This is a genomic window from Streptomyces sp. NPDC014006, assembly GCF_043088925.1.
In the GTDB taxonomy this organism is placed as follows: Bacteria; Actinomycetota; Actinomycetes; order Streptomycetales; family Streptomycetaceae; genus Streptomyces.
The window spans coordinates 122245-138296 of the sequence record NZ_JBICAJ010000003.1; the positions used below are offsets into that span (position 1 = coordinate 122245).

Annotated in this window: 18 protein-coding genes; 9 read left to right on the plus strand and 9 right to left on the minus strand. The window is 71.3% G+C overall.

Annotated features, from left to right (window positions below):
- Positions 1 to 25: 25 nt before the first annotated feature.
- The 3 genes from ACF1GV_RS12685 to ACF1GV_RS12695 all read left to right on the plus strand — a co-directional run bounded on the left by ACF1GV_RS12685 (position 26) and on the right by ACF1GV_RS12695 (position 1806).
- Positions 26 to 541, plus strand: a complete 516-nt coding sequence (locus ACF1GV_RS12685; protein ID WP_391679814.1) for a phage holin family protein — start codon at positions 26 to 28, stop codon at positions 539 to 541.
- Entirely contained in the window at positions 538 to 1497 is a 960-nt protein-coding gene (locus tag ACF1GV_RS12690) for an alpha/beta fold hydrolase (RefSeq protein ID WP_391679816.1), read from the plus strand. Before ACF1GV_RS12685 ends, ACF1GV_RS12690 begins: the two co-directional genes overlap by 4 nt.
- A gap of 126 nt (positions 1498 to 1623) precedes the next feature.
- A complete protein-coding gene (locus tag ACF1GV_RS12695) occupies positions 1624 to 1806 on the plus strand; it encodes a hypothetical protein (RefSeq protein ID WP_363266384.1) in 183 nt (60 codons plus the stop codon).
- Positions 1807 to 1850: 44 nt separating this feature from the next.
- Here the strand turns inward: ACF1GV_RS12695 and ACF1GV_RS12700 are convergent, their stop codons facing one another.
- The 3 genes from ACF1GV_RS12700 to nth form a co-directional block, all read right to left on the minus strand.
- A complete protein-coding gene (locus ACF1GV_RS12700) occupies positions 1851 to 3050 on the minus strand; it encodes a MarP family serine protease (RefSeq protein ID WP_391679818.1) in 1200 nt (399 codons plus the stop codon).
- Between the two features lie 13 nt (positions 3051 to 3063).
- Positions 3064 to 3759 (minus strand): NUDIX hydrolase, encoded by a 696-nt coding sequence (locus ACF1GV_RS12705; RefSeq protein ID WP_391679820.1) that lies wholly within the window; start codon positions 3757 to 3759, stop codon positions 3064 to 3066.
- A gap of 86 nt (positions 3760 to 3845) precedes the next feature.
- Entirely contained in the window at positions 3846 to 4898 is a 1053-nt protein-coding gene (gene nth / locus ACF1GV_RS12710; protein ID WP_391679822.1) for an endonuclease III, read from the minus strand.
- Between the two features lie 363 nt (positions 4899 to 5261).
- Here nth and ACF1GV_RS12715 point away from each other — a divergent pair, with 363 nt between their 5' ends.
- Both ACF1GV_RS12715 and ACF1GV_RS12720 read left to right on the plus strand, forming a co-directional pair.
- Complete coding sequence (locus tag ACF1GV_RS12715; RefSeq protein WP_363266380.1) at positions 5262 to 5936, plus strand: Crp/Fnr family transcriptional regulator; 675 nt, start codon at positions 5262 to 5264, stop codon at positions 5934 to 5936.
- Between the two features lie 113 nt (positions 5937 to 6049).
- The gene (locus tag ACF1GV_RS12720) at positions 6050 to 6289 is read left to right on the plus strand and encodes a hypothetical protein (RefSeq protein ID WP_391679824.1); all 240 of its coding nucleotides are present in this window, start codon (positions 6050 to 6052) and stop codon (positions 6287 to 6289) included.
- On the opposite strand, the gene ACF1GV_RS12725 is transcribed toward ACF1GV_RS12720, so the two are convergent.
- From ACF1GV_RS12725 to ACF1GV_RS12740, 4 genes are read right to left on the minus strand one after another with little or no spacing between them, the layout of a single operon-like run.
- Positions 6286 to 7116, minus strand: a complete 831-nt coding sequence (locus ACF1GV_RS12725; protein ID WP_391679826.1) for an MBL fold metallo-hydrolase — start codon at positions 7114 to 7116, stop codon at positions 6286 to 6288. The genes ACF1GV_RS12720 and ACF1GV_RS12725 overlap by 4 nt on opposite strands.
- 2 nt (positions 7117 to 7118) lie before the next feature.
- On the minus strand, positions 7119 to 7994 hold the full coding sequence (locus ACF1GV_RS12730) for an NUDIX hydrolase (RefSeq protein WP_363266377.1): 876 nt from the start codon (positions 7992 to 7994) through the stop codon (positions 7119 to 7121).
- Positions 7995 to 8050: 56 nt separating this feature from the next.
- The gene (locus ACF1GV_RS12735) at positions 8051 to 8515 is read right to left on the minus strand and encodes a RidA family protein (protein ID WP_391679827.1); all 465 of its coding nucleotides are present in this window, start codon (positions 8513 to 8515) and stop codon (positions 8051 to 8053) included.
- A complete protein-coding gene (locus ACF1GV_RS12740) occupies positions 8512 to 8673 on the minus strand; it encodes a DUF4177 domain-containing protein (RefSeq protein ID WP_003975360.1) in 162 nt (53 codons plus the stop codon). The genes ACF1GV_RS12735 and ACF1GV_RS12740 overlap by 4 nt, the downstream gene beginning before the upstream one ends.
- A 153-nt stretch (positions 8674 to 8826) precedes the next feature.
- On the opposite strand from ACF1GV_RS12740, the gene ACF1GV_RS12745 reads away from it, so the two are divergent.
- Positions 8827 to 9804: an ArsA family ATPase gene (locus tag ACF1GV_RS12745; RefSeq protein ID WP_391679829.1), complete on the plus strand. Its 978-nt coding sequence runs from the start codon at positions 8827 to 8829 to the stop codon at positions 9802 to 9804.
- Complete coding sequence (locus ACF1GV_RS12750) at positions 9801 to 11192, plus strand: ArsA family ATPase (RefSeq protein WP_391679830.1); 1392 nt, start codon at positions 9801 to 9803, stop codon at positions 11190 to 11192. Before ACF1GV_RS12745 ends, ACF1GV_RS12750 begins: the two co-directional genes overlap by 4 nt.
- A 123-nt stretch (positions 11193 to 11315) precedes the next feature.
- Here the strand turns inward: ACF1GV_RS12750 and wblA are convergent, their stop codons facing one another.
- The gene (wblA, locus tag ACF1GV_RS12755) at positions 11316 to 11645 is read right to left on the minus strand and encodes a transcriptional regulator WblA (protein WP_361634194.1); all 330 of its coding nucleotides are present in this window, start codon (positions 11643 to 11645) and stop codon (positions 11316 to 11318) included.
- Positions 11646 to 12063: 418 nt separating this feature from the next.
- Here wblA and ACF1GV_RS12760 point away from each other — a divergent pair, with 418 nt between their 5' ends.
- Positions 12064 to 14313, plus strand: coding sequence for a transglycosylase domain-containing protein (locus ACF1GV_RS12760; RefSeq protein WP_391679831.1), 2250 nt, complete (start codon positions 12064 to 12066; stop codon positions 14311 to 14313).
- Positions 14314 to 14494: 181 nt separating this feature from the next.
- Here ACF1GV_RS12760 and ACF1GV_RS12765 read toward each other — a convergent pair whose 3' ends face one another.
- Entirely contained in the window at positions 14495 to 14959 is a 465-nt protein-coding gene (locus ACF1GV_RS12765) for a GatB/YqeY domain-containing protein (protein WP_391679833.1), read from the minus strand.
- A 150-nt stretch (positions 14960 to 15109) separates the two neighbouring features.
- Here ACF1GV_RS12765 and ACF1GV_RS12770 point away from each other — a divergent pair, with 150 nt between their 5' ends.
- Positions 15110 to 16036 carry a metallophosphoesterase gene (locus tag ACF1GV_RS12770; protein WP_363266371.1) on the plus strand — a complete coding sequence of 309 codons (927 nt, stop codon included), beginning with the start codon at positions 15110 to 15112 and terminating at the stop codon, positions 16034 to 16036.
- Positions 16037 to 16052: the final 16 nt, after the last annotated feature.

The following is a 16052-nucleotide window of genomic DNA, read 5'->3' on the forward strand; positions in this document are numbered from 1 at the left end:
CCGAACGCGAGAGAGGGAGACCGCGATGAGCGCACCCGACGGCAGCCCGGTCGGCGCCGAACGCAGCATCGGCCAGCTGTTCGCCTCCGCGACGACCGAGATGTCGGCGCTGGTGCACGACGAGATCGCGCTGGCGAAGGCGCAGCTCAAGCAGGACGTCAAGAAGGGCGCGATGAGCGGTGGCGCGTTCAGCGTGGCCGGCGCGGTCCTGGTGTTCTCACTGCCGATGCTGAACTTCGCCCTCGCCTACGGCATCCACGCCTGGACCGGCGGCCACAACGGCCAGGACGGCTGGAACCTCGGCTGGTGCTTCCTGCTGTCCTTCGCCGCGAACGTCCTGATCGCGGGCCTGCTCGCGCTGATCGGCGTCGTCTTCGCCAAGAAGGCCAAGAAGAGCAAGGGCCCGCAGAAGGTCGCCGCGTCCATGAAGGAGACGGCGGGCGTGCTGCAGAACGCCAAGCCGCACCCGCGTCCCGAGGTGCTGGCGCTTGAGGACCGCAAGCCCGAGGCCATCGAGGCTGTGGCACGCTCATCCTCATGACGGACCCCGCCACCCCCTCGGCCCAGCCGCAGCCGGCCGCCTCGGACGTACGCATCGACATCCCCGGCGGCAGACGAGTGAAGCACCGGGACGTCGCCGCCAACGGCGCCCGCTTCCACATCGCGGAACTCGGTGACGGCCCACTGGTCATGCTGGTGCACGGCTTCCCGCAGTTCTGGTGGACCTGGCGGCACCAGCTGACCGCGCTGGCCGACGCCGGGTACCGGGCCGTCGCGATGGACCTGCGAGGCGTCGGCGGCAGCGACCGCACGCCCCGCGGTTACGACCCGGCCAACCTCGCCCTCGACATCACCGGCGTGATCCGCTCTCTGGGCGAGCCGGACGCCGCGCTGGTCGGCCACGACCTGGGCGGCTATCTCGCCTGGACGGCGGCCGTGATGCGCCCCAAGCTGGTCCGCCGGCTCGTGGTGGCCTCCATGCCGCATCCGCGACGCTGGCGCTCGGCCATGCTCGCCGACGTCCGGCAGTCCCGGGCCGGCTCGCACATCTGGGGCTTCCAGCGGCCATGGATCCCCGAACGGCAGCTCACCGCCGACGGCGGCGCGCTGGTCGGGCGCCTGATCCGGGACTGGTCCGGACCGCGCCTGCCTGAGGACGACGCGGTGCAGACGTATCAGCGCGCGATGTGCATCCCCTCCACGGCGCACTGCTCGGTGGAGCCCTACCGCTGGCTGGTGCGCTCGCTGGGCCGGCCGGACGGCGTCCAGTTCTACCGGCGGATGAAGCGGCCCGTGCGCGTGCCGACGCTGCATCTGCACGGCTCGCTCGACCCGGTGATGCGCACCCGCAGCGCGGCCGGCTCCGGCGAGTACGTCGAAGCACCGTACCGCTGGCGTCTGTTCGACGGCCTCGGGCACTTCCCGCACGAGGAGGACCCGGTCGCATTCTCCACCGAACTGGTCAATTGGCTGAAGGACCCCGAACCCGATCGGTGACGGAATGACCGCGCCCGGTATCGGGTTCCGAACTCCTGTGCTTCGAACGGCCAATTGCCCCCCGCATAGGCCAATTGGGGGCCTGCGGGGCGGTTATCGACCTTGGGAGAGGGCAGACGTCCGGGTATGGGCTGGACGCACGACTACAGTGACGTGGCACGCAACCGCCGCTCGGGCAGCACCCTGAGCTCCCACCAGCGAGGCGGCACTCCGCAACTCACGGGGAACGACCCCCGGGTGGGCATTTCGCTCATCCTGCGCCGCCGCGCCCGCTGGGTCTCCGTGCGCCTGCGTCACACGCGCGACTGAGCAGCCCGGGGGCCGCCGGGACCGCAACCCCGCGCACGTGTCCCTCAGAGCGCGCAACTGTCGCTGTCGACCTGCTGCTTCGCCTGACGCCCCTTGGCGATGTCGTCCTTGATCTCGTCCATGCTGAGCGCGTAACCGGTCTCGGCGTCGTCCAGGGACTTCGCGAACACCACGCCGTAGACCTTGCCGTCGGGCGTCAGCAGCGGGCCGCCGGAGTTGCCCTGGCGGACGGTCGCGTACAGCGAGTACACGTCACGGCTGACGGTGCCACGGTGGTAGATGTCCGGGCCGTTGGCCGTGATCCGCCCGCGGACCCGGGCGGCGCGCACGTCGTAGGAGCCGTTCTCCGGGAAGCCGGCGACGATCGCGCCGTCCCCGCTGGCGGCGTCCTGCGAGGAGAACCGCAGCGCGGGCGCGTCCAGGTCCGGCACGTCCAGTACGGCGATGTCGCGCCGCCAGTCGTAGAGGACGACCGTCGCGTCGTACTTGCGGCCCTTGCCGCCTATCTGCACGGTGGGCTCGTCGACGCCGCCGACGACGTGCGCGTTGGTCATCACGCGGCGCTCGCCGAACACGAAGCCGGTGCCCTCCAGGACCTTGCCGCAGCCCTGCGCGGTGCCCATCACCTTCACGATGGACTTCTGGGCGCGCACCGCGACCGGGCTGTTCACGAGCGCGGGGTCGGGCGGCTGGACCTCCTTGATCGGCTCGTTGGCGAACGGGCTGAAGACCTGCGGGAAGCCGTTCTGCGCGAGGACCGAGGTGAAGTCCTTGAACCAGGTGTCGGCCTGCGCGGGCATCGCCTCCGACACGCCCAGCAGCACCTTGGAGCCCCGCACTTCCCGGCTCAGCGTGGGCAGCGTGGTCTGCGCGAGCGCGGAGCCGATCAGCCACGCCACCAGGAGCATTGCCACGACGTTGACCAGCGCGCCGCCGGTGGCGTCCAGGGCGCGGGCCGGGGACCAGGTGATGTACCGGCGCAGCTTGTTGCCGAGGTGGGTGGTCAGGGCCTGCCCGACCGAGGCGCAGACGATCACCACGACGATCGCGACGACCGCCGCCGTGGTGCTGACCTCGGCGTGGTCGGTCAGCGCGGCCCAGATGACCGGCAGGGTGTACACGGCGACGAGACCGCCGCCGAGGAAGCCGATCACCGACAGGATGCCGACGACGAAGCCCTGGCGGTAGCCGACGACCGCGAACCAGACGGCCGCGACCAGCAACAGGATGTCCAGCACGTTCACGTCAGACACCCTGTCATGCGCGCCAGTCGAGCGGGACCTGGCGGTCGCGGTCCCAGGGGATCTCCCAGCCGGAGTAGTGCAGCAGACGGTCGATCACACCGGCTGTGAACCCCCACACCAGCGCCGATTCCACCAGGAACGCCGGGCCTCGGTGGCCGCTGGGGTGGACGGTCGTGGCGCGGTTGGCGGGGTTCGTGAGATCCGCCACGGGCACCGTGAACACCCGCGCGGTCTCGGCCGGGTCGACCACGCCGACCGGGCTCGGCTCGCGCCACCAGCCCAGCACCGGCGTGACCACGAAAGAGCTGACCGGGATGTACAGCTTCGGCAGCACGCCGAAGAGCTGCACCCCGCGCGGGTCGAGACCGGTCTCCTCCTCGGCCTCGCGCAGCGCCGCCCGCAGCGGACCGTCCCCGGCGGGGTCACCGTCCTCGGGGTCGAGGGCGCCGCCCGGGAAGGACGGCTGACCGGCATGCGACCTCAGGGAACCGGCGCGCTCCATCAGCAGCAGCTCGGGGCCGCGCTCGCCCTCGCCGAACAGGATCAGCACGGCCGACTGGCGTCCCGCGCCGTCCTCGGGCGGCAGGAAGCGGCTGAGCTGCAGCGGCTTGACCGTCTCGGCGGCTCGCACCACCGGGTCCAGCCAGTCCGGCAGCCCGTCCTTGCTCAGCGTCACCGGGCCGCCCTGTGTGTTGCTCGCACGCGTCATCGCCACCCCCGTCGTCCTGCCCAGTCCAACGTCCGGCGACACCGAGATCGTTCCGCCCGGCACCGGGACCGTTCCGTCATCGGACCTCAGCCCCCGGCCCCCAGCGGCGGGGCCGGCTTGCCGCCCGCGTCGAGATAGGCCTGCGGCGGGTTGAGCCGCTGGCCGGGGAAGCCGCCTTTTTCGTACTTCAGCAGCTTCTTCGCCTTCTCCGGATCGGTCTCGCCCTCGCCGTACGCCGGGCACAGCGGGGCGATGGGGCAGGCGCCGCACGCGGGCTTGCGGGCGTGGCAGATGCGGCGGCCGTGCCAGATCACATGGTGCGACAGATCCGTCCACTCACTCTTCGGGAACAGCGCGCCGACCGCGGCCTCGATCTTGTCCGGGTCGGTCTCCTCGGTCCACTTCCAGCGCCGCACCAGCCGCTGGAAGTGGGTGTCCACGGTGATGCCGGGCCGGCCGAACGCGTTCCCCAGCACGACGAACGCGGTCTTGCGGCCGACGCCGGGCAGCTTGACGAGGTCCTCCAGCCGGCCGGGGACCTCACCGCCGAACTCCTCCGCCAGCGCCCGCGACAGCCCTATCACCGACCTGGTCTTGGCCCGGAAGAAGCCGCAGGGGCGCAGGATCTCCTCGACCTCCTCGGGGTTGGCCGCGGCGAGGTCCTCGGGGGCGGGGTACTTGGCGAAGAGCGCCGGGGTCGTCTGATTGACCCTCAGGTCGGTGGTCTGGGCGGACAGGACGGTCGCGACCAGCAGTTGGAACGGGTTGGTGAAGTCCAGTTCGGGGTGGGCGTAGGGGTAGACCTCGGCGAGCTCGCGGTTGATCCGGCGGGCGCGGCGGACGAGGGCGGTTCGGGACTCGCCCGACGGCGTCGTCTCCGTGATCGGCTGCGCCGCAGGGACGCCCTTGACGGCGGCGGTGGCCTTCTTGGGGGCGACGATCGCCTTCTTCAGGGCGGGAGCCTTCTTGACGGCGGCCTTCTTCGCGGCGGGAGCCTTCTTGGCCGCCGATGTCTTCTTCGCGGGCGCTGCCTTCTTGGCGGCAGCCGTCTTCTTCGCGGGCGCTTTCTTGGCCGCCGTCGGCTCCTTCGCCGTCGCCGACTCCTTCGCCGCCTTCTTTGCCGCTGCCGTCTTCCTCACGCCCTTCCTGTCCGCCGCCTTCTCCCCCACCGCCCCGAGTGTGGCGTTTGTCGCATTTTCAGCACCGTCCGAGCTTTGTTCGCCCACAGCGGAATCGCGACGTACAACCACCCGCCCAGCCCCCTTGGCCTGCGCTCTCACCGGCGATTTGGACACTCGGCCAGCCTAGAGCCCGGCACCGACATCCGCCCCGGACCGCGAAGATCGGCCTCCAATTGGCCCCCTGCCGCGTACCCCGGGACAGGTGTACGGCATCCTTGTGACAGATCACACTGTTTGGACCGTCCGGCAAAATGGGCACCACGGACCCCTGGTACACCGGGGGAACAAGATCCCCTGAGCAGGTCGAATAGGAGAGAACTCGTGGACGACGTTCTGCGGCGCAACCCGCTCTTCGCGGCGCTCGACGACGAGCAGGCCGCGGAGCTCCGCGCCTCCATGACGGAGGTGACCCTCGCACGCGGCGACTCCCTGTTCCACGAGGGTGACCCCGGTGACCGGCTGTACGTCGTCACCGAGGGCAAGGTGAAGCTGCACCGCACGTCCCCCGACGGGCGCGAGAACATGCTCGCGGTGGTCGGCCCCGGCGAGCTGATCGGTGAGCTGTCCCTGTTCGACCCGGGCCCCCGTACGGCCACGGCGACCGCGCTGACCGAGGTCAAGTTGCTGGGCCTGGGCCACGGCGACCTCCAGCCCTGGCTGAACGCCCGCCCCGAGGTGGCCTCCGCGCTGCTGCGCGCCGTCGCCCGGCGCCTGCGCAAGACCAACGACGCCATGTCCGACCTGGTCTTCTCCGACGTGCCCGGCCGTGTCGCGCGTGCCCTGCTTGACCTGTCCCGCCGCTTCGGCGTGCAGTCGGAGGAGGGCATCCACGTCGTCCACGACCTCACGCAGGAGGAGCTGGCACAGCTCGTGGGCGCGTCCCGCGAGACGGTGAACAAGGCGCTCGCCGACTTCGCCGGGCGCGGCTGGCTGCGCCTGGAGGCGCGCGCCGTGATCCTGCTGGACGTGGAGCGCCTCGCGAAGCGCTCGCGCTGACCCCGGGCGCGGCGACATAGGGCAGCCGGAGCCCCCGTTCCGCCCGGTCGTGGCAGCCGCCCGAGAGCGGCTGCCCGCCCTGTGCGGGCCACGGCTGCACGGCGCGTACGTCTATGAGTCGCTCCCGCGCGGCGCCGCACGCGTCTGGCCGCAGCGACCTGCACGAGATGGCCGAGGTGTGCGCCGGGTACTGCCCCGCGCGCGCCGGGCGGCTGCGCGAGGCCGCCCGGTACGGCCACGACCCGGTGGCGGGCAGGGCCGTTCCACGGCGTTACTTCGACGGCCTCGGGCCCCGGCTCGCGCAGGAGTACACGCGCGTGCACGACACGAAGAGCACGCGCGCGTCGGCCTAGATCAGCCCGTGCTCGCTGAGGTAGTCCAGCTGGGCCCGTACCGACAGCTCCGCCGCCGGCCACAGGGAGCGGTCGACGTCGGCGTACACGTGCGCGACGACCTCCGCCGGGCTGCGGTAGCCGTCCTCGACCGCCGTCTCGACCTGGGCGAGGCGGTGGGCGCGGTGGGCGAGGTAGTACTCGACGGCGCCCTGGGCGTCCTCCAGGACGGGCCCGTGGCCGGGCAGAACCGTGTGCACGCCGTCGTCGACGGTCAGCGAGCGCAGCCGGCGCAGCGAGTCGAGGTAGTCGCCGAGGCGCCCGTCGGGGTGCGCGACGACGGTCGTACCGCGGCCGAGGATCGTGTCACCGGTGAGGACCGCCCGGTCGGCCGGCAGGTGGAAGCACAGGGAGTCCGCCGTGTGCCCGGGCGTGGGGACGACGCGCAGCTCCAGCCCGCCGACCGTGATCACGTTCCCGGCGGCCAGGCCCTCGTCGCCGAGCCGCAGCGCCGGGTCGAGGGCCCGCACGCGCGTGCCGGTGATCTCGGCGAAGCGGGCGGCGCCCTCGGCGTGGTCCGGGTGGCCGTGCGTGAGCAGGGTGAGGGCGACGCGTTTGCCGACCTGCTCGGCGGTGTCGACGACCGCCCGCAGGTGACCCTCGTGCAGCGGGCCGGGGTCGATCACGACGGCCAGATCGGAGTCCGGCTCGGAGACGATCCAGGTGTTGGTGCCGTCCAGGGTCATCGCGGAGGCGTTGGGCGCGAGGACGTTGACCGCGCGCGCTGTCGCCGGGCCGGTGCGGACCGCGCCGCGCGGCTGGCCGGGAAGGGTGCTGGCGTCGGTCATGCTCAGGCTCCACCGCTCGGATGCGTCGGTACGTGCTTGGTGAATTCGTCGTGGCCCGGCCAGGTCAGCACCACCTCGCCGTCCTCCAGCCGGGCCTGGGCCAGCACGGGCGTCATGTCACGGCCGGGCGCCGCGGCCAGCGCCTCGGCGGCGCTCGCGTACGGCGCGAGCTGACGCAGGGTCGCGATGGTGGGCGGCATCATCAGCAGCTCGCCCTTGTCGTACGACGCCGCCGCGTCGGCCGGGCGGATCCACACCGTCCGGTCGGCCTCGGTGGAGGCGTTGCGGGTGCGCTGGCCGGCCGGCAGGGCGGCGACGAAGAACCAGGTGTCGTAGCGGCGGGGTTCGAATGCGGGGGTGATCCAGCGGGTCCAGGCGCCCAGCAGATCCGAGCGCAGCACCAGGCCGCGGCGGTCGAGGAACTCGGCGAAGGACAGGTCACGGGCGACCAGGGCGGCGCGGTCGGCCTCCCAGTCGTCGCCCGTGGTGTCGCCGACGACCGACTCGGGCGTGGGGCCCGCGAGCAGGACGCCCGCCTCCTCGTACGTCTCGCGCACGGCGGCGCAGACGACCGCCTGGGCCGCCGGCTCGTCGTCCACACCGAGCCGCTTCGCCCACCACGCGCGCGTGGGGCCCGCCCAGCGGACCAGGGCGTCGTCGTCGCGCGGGTCGACGCCGCCGCCGGGGTAGGCGTACGCGCCTCCGGCGAAGGCCATGGAGGCGCGTCTGCGCAGCATGTGGACGGCCGGGCCGCCGTCGGCGTCCCTCAGCAGCATGACGGTCGCCGCGCGCTTGGGCGCGACCGGAGTGAGGGTGCCGTCCGCGAGTGCGCGGATGCGGTCCGGCCAGTCCGGGGGAAACCACTGCCCATTCGCCATGGCCGGAGGCTATCCCGTGGTGAGCGAATGTTCGAGAGGTGATCCGATGCGGTGGCTCAGGGGGCCAGCTCGACCTGGATCTCCACCTCGACCGGTGCGTCCAGCGGCAGCACCGCCACGCCGACCGCGCTGCGCGCGTGCACGCCCTTGTCACCCAGGACCTCGCCGAGCAGCTCGCTCGCGCCGTTGACCACACCCGGCTGGCCGGTGAAGTCGGACGCCGAGGCGACGAAGCCGACGACCTTCACGACGCGCGCGATGCGGTCCAGGTCGCCCGCGACCGACTTCACGGCGGCCAGGGCGTTGAGGGCGCACGTGCGGGCCAGGTCCTTGGCCTCCTCGGCGGTGACCTCGGCGCCCACCTTGCCGGTGACGGGCAGCTTGCCCTCGACCATGGGCAGCTGACCCGCGGTGTACACGTACGGGCCGGACTGCACGGCCGGCTGGTAGGCGGCGAGCGGCGGCACGACCTCCGGCAGGGTCAGCCCCAGCTCGGCGAGCTTCTCCTCGACGGCGCTCATGCCTGCTTCTCCCGCTTCAGGTAGGCCACCAGCTGCTCGGGGTTGTTCGGGCCGGGCACGACCTGGACGAGCTCCCAGCCGTCCTCGCCCCAGGTGTCCAGAATCTGCTTCGTGGCATGGACGAGCAGCGGCACGGTTGCGTATTCCCACTTGGTCATGGGGGGACTGTAGCCGCTGCGCCGCACCGCCCCTTCGACCTGCCCCCGTGACGTCTCGTGACCCCGGTTTTCCACAACCTGGCGCACTCGTCGCCACCCCGTTGTCCACAGCCTGCGGGTTGACGCGGACGCGGACTGGTTACGCTCGAAGACGTGAGCAGGCTCCAGGTCGTCAGCGGCAAGGGCGGGACCGGAAAGACGACGGTCGCCGCGGCCCTCGCGCTGGCCCTCGCGACGGAGGGGAAGCGGACGCTTCTCGTCGAGGTCGAGGGCCGGCAAGGCGTCGCGCAACTCTTCGAGACGGAGGCGTTGCCCTATGAGGAACGCAAGATCGCCGTAGCCCCCGGGGGCGGGGAGGTGTTCGCGCTGGCCATCGACCCCGAACTGGCGCTGCTGGACTACCTCCAGATGTTCTACAAGCTCGGCAGTGCCGGCCGCGCCCTGAAGAAGCTCGGCGCGATCGACTTCGCCACCACCATCGCGCCCGGCCTCAGGGACGTGCTCCTGACCGGCAAGGCGTGCGAGGCGGTGCGCCGCAAGGAGAAGTCGGGGCGGTTCGTCTACGACTACGTCGTGATGGACGCGCCGCCCACCGGCCGCATCACCCGGTTCCTGAACGTCAACGACGAGGTCGCCGGCCTCGCCAAGATCGGCCCGATACACAATCAGGCGCAGGCCGTGATGCGCGTGCTGAAGTCGGCGGAGACCGCCGTGCACCTGGTCACCCTGCTGGAGGAGATGCCGGTCCAGGAGACCGCGGACGGCATCGCCGAGCTGCGGTCGGCGAGGCTGCCGGTGGGCCGGATCATCGTGAACATGGTGCGGCCCGGGCTGCTGGACGGGACCGAGCTGGACCTCGTACGGACCACGCCGCGCGCGGCCCTCGCGCAGTCGCTGTCCGCGGCCGGCCTCGGCGGGGCGCGCCGCGGCGGGCACGCCGATCGGCTGGTGGGCCCGCTGCTGGAGCAGGCCGAGGAGTACGCCGAGCGGCACGCGCTGGAGCAGGAGCAGCGGGCCGTGCTGGGCGAGCTCGGCCTGCCGCTGCACGAGCTGCCGCTGCTCGCCGAGGGCATGGACCTGGCGGGCCTGTACCAACTCGCCACCGAACTGCGGAAGCAGGGGATCGCATGAGCCCGGACCCGGCCCACGCCTCGGAGGGGGCCCGCGCGTCGGAGGGCGCCCGCGGGCTCTCGCCCGCGCGTGTGCTCGACGTGGACCCGATCCTCGACGACCCGAAGACGCGCATCGTGGTGTGCTGCGGCTCCGGCGGCGTCGGGAAGACGACGACCGCGGCGGCGCTCGGCCTGCGCGCCGCCGAGCGCGGCCGCAAGGTGGTCGTGCTCACCATCGACCCCGCCAAGCGGCTCGCGCAGTCCATGGGCATCGACTCGCTGGACAACGTCCCTCGCCGGGTCAAGGGCATCGAGGAGTCCGCCGGCGGCGAGCTGCACGCGATGATGCTCGACATGAAGCGCACCTTCGACGAGATCGTCGAGGCGCACGCGGACGGCGACCGGGCGGCCGCGATCTTGAACAACCCCTTCTACCAGTCGCTCTCGGCGGGCTTCGCGGGCACGCAGGAGTACATGGCGATGGAGAAGCTGGGCCAGCTGCGGGCCCGGGACGAGTGGGACCTGATCGTGGTCGACACCCCGCCGTCCCGCTCCGCGCTGGACTTCCTGGACGCGCCCAAGCGGCTGGGCTCGTTCCTGGACGGCCGGCTGATCCGGCTGCTGACGGCGCCGGCGAAGCTGGGCGGCCGGGCCGGGATGAAGTTCCTGAATGTCGGCATGTCGATGATGACCGGCACGCTCGGCAAGCTGCTCGGCGGTCAGCTGCTCAAGGACGTCCAGACGTTCGTGGCGGCCATGGACACGACGTTCGGCGGGTTCCGCACGCGCGCGGACGCGACGTACAAGCTGCTCCAGGCGCCGGGGACGGCGTTCCTGGTGGTGGCGGCCCCGGAGCGGGACGCGTTGCGCGAGGCCGCGTACTTCGTGCAGCGGCTGGCGGCGGAGAAGATGCCGCTCGCCGGCCTGGTGCTCAACCGCGTCCACGGCAGCGGCGCCGCCCAGCTCTCGGCCGAGCGGGCGCTTGCCGCTGCGGAAAATCTTGAGGAAGCCGGCATTGTGGATCAGGGGGACGGGAAAGCTGGACTTCGTAACTCTCCCGACACGTACGGAAGTTCCGTATCGACAAGCGCCGAAGGCACCGAGAACTCCGACGGCACCACACACGCCGAGGTCACCGAGAACCCTGACGGCACCGAGGACGAGGCTCCCCCGCCCGCCGAGGACGGCATCCGGAACGTCGATCAACTCACCGCGGATCTGTTGCGACTGCACGCCGAGCGGATGCAGCTGCTCTCCCGCGAGCAGCGCACACGCGACCGCTTCACCGCGCTCCACCCCGAGGTCGCGGTGACCGAAGTGGCCGCGCTGCCCGGCGATGTGCACGACCTCGCGGGGCTGCGGGACATCGGAACGCGACTCGCGACCAACCGGCCGGAACTGCCGTAGCGCGACAACCGGCAACACGTCGGCGTATCAGCACGTCGGCGTACCAGCACGTCAGCGCGGACGGCGAGAGCATGCTCACCGTCGGCCGAAGACGCCGTACCCTGCGCCTGCGCGCGGTGCCTGTCAGCTCACCGCCGCGTACACCTGCTCGTCGTCGAGTGGCAGGATGCCCGCGCCGCGTTCGTACTCCGTGCGCGCGGTTTCCAGCAGCCGGCGCCAGGAGGTGACGGTCGGTCGCCGGCGCAGCAGCGCGCGGCGCTCCCGTTCCGTCATGCCTCCCCACACGCCGAACTCGACGCGGTTGTCGAGCGCGTCGGCCAGACATTCGGTGCGTACCGGACATCCGGTGCACACCGCCTTGGCTCTGTTCTGCGCTGCTCCCTGAACGAACAGTTCATCCGGATCGGTAGTGCGGCAGGCCGCCTGCGCACTCCAGTCGGTTACCCAGCCCATACCGGCGCCGTCCTCTCCCGAATCGAGGCTCCCCCACGGCGGCAGCGGCATATTCACCGCCGCCAGTTGAGGACGTTACGGAAGGTGGGCACAGCGCAACACCCCCAGCGGGCCCAATCTTGAATGGCCCGAACGGACTATGGGGAAGCGGCAGATCACCCGGGCGAGTGAGCCGACGACATACACGGCTCTCCCGGCAAAGCGGGACAGATCCGGCTCGCCACATGGGGCGCAGCGTGACACACGAGGCGGATTCGGACACGCCGCCACCGCAGAAAACGTCTGCGAACAGGAAGCCTCCGGAACGATGCGGGACCGCCGGACGTATTGATACATGGCCGCACTGCTGTGACAGTTGAGAGCAGCTTAGGCCAAGGCATATACGCGTGTCCGGCGAATGAGAACGTAGGCTGCCCTCATGCCAAAGAAGCGCTCGGGCGGTGGCCTGTCGCCCACGCAGCAGGCCGCCAAGTTCCTCGGGGTCAGTGTGCTCGCCGGAGCGGTGCTGGCCGGTATCGCGCTGCCCGCGGTCGGCGCGCTCGGCCTGGCCGCCAAGGGCTCGGTGGAGAGCTTCGACGAGCTCCCGGTCAGCCTGAAGACCCCGCCGCTGAGCCAGCGCACCGCCATCCTCGACGCCGACGGCGGCCAGATCGCCACGGTCTACTCCCGTGACCGCACGGTGGTGGCCCTGAAGGACATCTCGCCGTACATGCAGAAGGCGATCGTCGCGATCGAGGACTCGCGCTTCTACCAGCACGGAGCGATCGACCTGAAGGGTGTGCTGCGCGCGCTGAACAAGAACGCGCAGAGCGGCGGCGTCGCCCAGGGCGCGTCCACGCTCACCCAGCAGTACGTGAAGAACGTCTTCGTGGAGGAGGCCGGCGACGACCCGACGAAGGTCGCGGAGGCCACCCAGCAGACCCTCGGCCGCAAGATCAAGGAACTGAAGTTCGCGATCCAGGTCGAGGAGGAGCTGGGCAAGAAGAAGATCCTCGAGAACTACCTGAACATCACGTTCTTCGGTGAGCAGGCCTACGGCGTCGAGGCGGCCTCCCAGCGGTACTTCTCCAAGTCCGCCAAGGACCTCAACCTCCAGGAGTCGGCCCTGCTGGCCGGCATCGTCCAGTCGCCGAGCCGCTACGACCCGGTGAACGACGAGGCGGAGGCCACCAAGCGGCGCAACATCGTGCTGCAGCGCATGGCCGAGGTCGGCGACGTCTCGCAGGCCGAGGCGGACCGCGCCAAGACGGCCCCGCTCGGCCTGAAGGTCAGCCGGCCCAAGAACGGCTGCATCACGGCGGCCAAGGGCGCCGGCTTCTTCTGCGACTACGTCCGCGAGGTCTTCCTGACCGACCGAACCTTCGGCAAGACGCGCGCGGAGCGGGCGAAGCTCTGGAACCAGGGCGGCCTGACCATCCACACCACCCTCGACCCGCAGGCCCAGGAGTCGCTGCAGGACTCGGTGCGCCGGCATGTGAACAAGAGCGACGACGTGGCGACGGCGGCGTCGGTCGTCCAGCCCGGCACCGGCAAGATCCTCGCGATGGGCCAGTCACGGCCGTACGGCTTCGGGAAGAACGAGACGCAGATCAACCTCTCGGTCAACCAGCGGATGGGCGGCGGCGCGGGCTACCAGTCCGGCTCGACGTTCAAGCCGATCGTGGCGGCCGCGGCGCTGGAGGGCGGCATGCCCGCCACGAAGACGTACCCCTCGCCGTACTCGATGGACTACCCGCACCCGGTCGCGGCCTGTGACGGCAGGAAGTGGGACGAGAGCAACGTCCGACTCACCAACGAGAACGAGTCGGAGTCCGGCCCGTACGCGATGAAGGAGGCGACGGCGAAGTCCGTCAACACCTACTTCGTGCAGATGATCAGCGAGATCGGCATCTGCCCGGTCACCGAGATGGCGCAGCGGATGGGCGTCCAGCGGGCCGACGGCAAGAAGCTGGAGGAGCGCCCCTCCATCGCGCTGGGCACCCAGGAGGTGTCCCCGCTGACCATGGCGAACGCCTACGCGACCTTCGCCTCGCGCGGGATGTACTGCACGCCGGTCGCCATCGAGTCGATCGCGCAGCGGGTCGGCGACCAGACGAAGTCGCTCCCGGTGCCGAAGTCGACCTGCTCGCGGGCGATGTCCGAGAAGACCGCCGACACGGTCAACACGCTGCTGCGCGGCGTCGTCGAGGACGGCACCGGCAAGCAGGCGGGCCTCGGCAGCCGACCGAGCGCGGGCAAGACCGGTACGACGGACGAGCGGTTCGCGGCCTGGTTCGTGGGCTACACGCCGAACATGGCGGGCGCGGTGTGGGTCGGCGACCCGGCGCACAAGCGCAAGATGCAGCAGATCTCCATCGGCGGCGTCTGGCACGACAAGGTCTACGGCGGCGAGGTGCCGGGCCCGATCTGGAAGGACATGATGTCCGGGGCGCTGCAGGGCAGGCCCGCCCCCGACTTCACGCTCGTCGACATCCCGGGCGGCGACAAGCCCACCGACAAGGGTGACGGCAACGGCCGTGACGACGGCAACAACGGCGGCGGCCAGACCAACGGCGGCAACGACGGTCTCCCCTTCCCGCTGCCGTCCTTCACCCTCCCGGACGGCTTGTTCCAGGGCCAGGGCAACGGCGGCAACAACGGCCGCGGCCACGGCGGCAACGGACCGTGACCGGTCCCCCCTCGCCGCCGGCGGTGAAACGGCGAGGGGTACCGGCGGGGGATACGGAGACGGGACCGTCAGCCGGTATACGACCGGAGCGTCGGTTGACACGACGACGGGGGCGCCCCTTGCGCGAGGGGCGCCCCCGTCGTCGTGACGCGGAAAAGCGGGCAGGTGGCAGAGGCCGGGGTCAGCCCGCGAGGTGCTTCTTCACTGCGGCGGCGACGCGGCCGCCCTCGGCCTGGCCGGCCACCTTCGGGTTCACGATCTTCATGACGGCGCCCATGGCCCGCGGGCCCTCGGCACCGGCGGCCTTGGCCTCCGTCACGGCCTGGGAGACGATCGCCTCCAGCTCGTCGTCGGACAGCTGCTTGGGCAGGTAGGCGGCGAGGACCTCGCCCTCCGCCTTCTCCCGCTCCGCCTGCTCGGCGCGACCGCCCTGGGCGAAGGCCTCGGCGGCCTCCCGGCGCTTCTTCGCCTCCCGGGTGATCACCTTCTGCACCTCGTCGTCGGAGAGCTCGCGCTTCTCCTTGCCCGCGACCTCCTCCTTGGTGATCGCGGCGAGCGTCAGCCGGAGCGTCGAGGAGCGCAGCTCGTCGCGCTCCTTGATCGCGGCGTTGAGGTCTTCCTGCAGCTTCGACTTGAGCGTGGTCATGGGAGTGATTGTCGCAGGTGCGGCAGGCGCGACGCCCGTTGATTAAAACGGCGCCCCCAGCCCGGCTCCCGCGGGGTGTTCGGGTTGCCCGGGCGGAAGGTTGTCCACAGGCCGGCGCGGCGGGGTGGGCGCATCTGACACGATGTCCGCATGCGCGCGCGATACAAGGTCCCCCTGTCGATCGCGGCGGCTGGCGCCGCCGGTCTGGTGTACGCGGCGGGCTTCGAGGCCCGCTCCTTCCGTCTGCGACGGGTGACGATCCCGGTCCTGCCGTCCGGGATGCGCCCCCTGCGCGTGCTGCAGGTCTCCGACATCCACATGGTCTCCGGCCAGCGCAAGAAGCAGCGCTGGCTGCGCTCCCTGGCCGGCCTGCGCCCCGACTTCGTGATCAACACGGGCGACAACCTCTCCGATCCCGAGGGCGTGCCCGAGGCCCTGGACGCGCTGGGCCCGCTGATGGAGTTCCCGGGGGCGTACGTCTTCGGCTCCAACGACTACTACGGCCCGCGGCTGCGCAACCCCGCCCGCTACCTGGTCGAGAAGGTCCACGGCAAGCACGGTCTGAACGGCAACCCGCCCGCCGTCGGCGTGGTCCACAACCCCTGGGAGGACCTCCGTGACGCCTTCGACGCGGCCGGCTGGCTGAACCTGACCAACACGCGCGGGACGCTGAAGATCGACGGGGTCTCGGTGGAGATGACGGGCCTGGACGACCCGCACATCAAGCGGGACCGCTACGCCCGGGTGTCCGGCGGCCCCTCCGGCTCGGCCGACTTCTCGATGGGCGTGGTCCATGCGCCCTACCTGCGGGTGCTGGACTCCTTCGCGGCGGACGACTACCCGCTGATCCTGGCCGGCCACACGCACGGCGGGCAGCTGTGCATCCCGTTCTACGGGGCGCTGGTCACCAACTGCGACCTGGACACGGACCGCGTGAAGGGCCTGTCCACGCACACGGCGGAGGGCCGCACCGCCTACCTCCACGTCTCCGCGGGCTGCGGCACGAACCGCTACACCCCGGTCCGCTTCGCCTGCCCGCCGGAGGCGACGCTGCTGACGTTGGTGGGGAAGGACTGACGGCGACTGCCGGGTG